The 365-nt window shown below is 70.1% G+C and carries 1 protein-coding gene; it reads right to left on the bottom strand.

All coding sequences use genetic code 11. The features are described from left to right. Nucleotides 1–365 (bottom strand): chlorophyll a/b-binding protein (locus L9G74_RS23915; protein WP_238898531.1); only part of this gene is annotated, 365 nt, incomplete at both ends.

Below are 365 nucleotides of genomic sequence, written 5' to 3'. Positions count from 1 at the left end.
GACGCAGCCCAGCGCCCCCAGCATCGCCCACCGCGAGTGGATCCCCTCCAGCTCCCTGTTCCTCGCGAACGTCTCCGGGTCGGCCGATAGCCCCGCCGTGTCCCACCCGTAGTCTCCCGGGAACTCTCCGGTCAGGTACGATGGCGTCTGCTCCGAGAACGGGCCCAGGTACTTGGGACGGTCAGGTCCATACCAGATGCTCTGGGGCGCGCTCTTGACGGTGCGGCGCATGGTGATGCGGCCACCGGAGTCGCCGACGCGGCGGACGAGCTCATCCCGGCGAGGGGCGGTGCCGAGGAAGCTGGTGGTCTGGTGCAGCGCCGACGCGGCCATCGTTCTAACGAGGGCGATGCGGCGGCGGTTGG

The sequence above is a fragment of the Shewanella electrica genome (assembly GCF_022321485.1).
Classification (GTDB): Bacteria; Pseudomonadota; Gammaproteobacteria; order Enterobacterales; family Shewanellaceae; genus Shewanella; species Shewanella electrica.
Note: the sequence above shows the minus strand (reverse complement) of the source record. Positions and strands in the feature narration are given on the sequence as shown.